The organism is Mesorhizobium sp. M1A.F.Ca.IN.020.06.1.1 (assembly GCF_004023265.1).
Classification (GTDB): Bacteria; Pseudomonadota; Alphaproteobacteria; order Rhizobiales; family Rhizobiaceae; genus Mesorhizobium.
Window position 1 is genome coordinate 1 of record NZ_RZSR01001410.1, and the last position, 1,062, is coordinate 1,062.

Annotated in this window: 2 protein-coding genes; both read right to left on the reverse strand. The window is 66.9% G+C overall.

The features are described 5' to 3' along the window. The coding region (locus EOA60_RS34435) for an SAM-dependent methyltransferase (protein WP_128312701.1) at positions 1-606 on the reverse strand (606 nt) is incomplete at its 3' end. Next, complete coding sequence (locus EOA60_RS34440; RefSeq protein ID WP_348632751.1) at positions 603-1,007, reverse strand: cobalamin biosynthesis protein; 405 nt, start codon at positions 1,005-1,007, stop codon at positions 603-605. The genes EOA60_RS34440 and EOA60_RS34435, both read right to left, overlap by 4 nt. Between the last annotated feature and the right edge of the window lie 55 nt (positions 1,008-1,062).

A 1,062-nucleotide genomic window follows, 5' to 3' on the forward strand; every position in this document is an offset into this window, starting at 1 on the left:
GGTCAGAATGCGCTCGTCCGACCAGGAAGCGCGGAAGACGACCGCCACTGGGCATTCTGCGCCGTAGAGCGGCGTGAGTTCGGCAACGATGCGGGCGATGGCATGGATGGCGAGATGGATGGCTAGAGTTGCACCGGTGCGGCCGAAGCCGGCAAGCGTCTCGCCGGGCGGCATTTTCGAGGCGCGGCCGGAGACGCGGGTCAGCACGAGGCTCTGCGCGAGCTCGGGAATGGTAAGCTCGCGCCGTAACGCCGCCGCCGCCGCCGCGAAGGAAGGCACGCCCGGCGTCAGCGTGTAGGGGATATCGCGCTTCTCGAGCCGCCGGATCTGCTCGGCCACTGCGCTCCACACCGAAAGGTCGCCGGAATGCAGGCGCGCGACGTCCTGGCCGGCTTCGTGGGCGGCAAGATATTCGGCCTCGATCTCGTCGAGCGACATCGGCGCGGTGTCGATCAGTTTTGTGCCGGGCGCGCAGTGTTCGAGCAGTTCCGGCGCGACGATCGAGCCGGCATAGAGGCAGATCGGACAGGAGGCCAGCAGGCGGCTGCCGCGCAAGGTGATGAGGTCGGCAGCACCAGGGCCGGCGCCGATGAAATGGACGGTCATTTTGGGCCTCCACCAAGGGCGATGGCACAGGTTACAGGACCAAGTACCGTACGTGGTCCAAGCAGTTTCGCCTCTTTGCCGGCCGCGGCCAGGGCCGACGCTTCCGAAACCGACGGCGTGCCGGCGTGAGCCTGCGACCATTCGGATTGGCTGATCGTGCCGGATGAGACGGTTTGCAAGGCGTCGTCGGAGACGACGAGCACGGGCAGGTCGAGGTCGCGACCGGCAAGAAAGATCGCTTGCTCGTCGCGTTTCATTTCGCCCGTTGCCAGCGCTGAAAGCGCGGTCTTTGGCAACCCATGCGCTTCGAGCGCGGTCTCGATCGCGGCGCGCACGTCGCGCGCCATCACACCCTTCCGGCAGCCGATACCCGCGACCATCATGGCTTTACCCAGCTCCATTGCATGACCGGCATGGCCGGACGCCAGGCCTGCATGGATCCGACCGGCGCCGCAC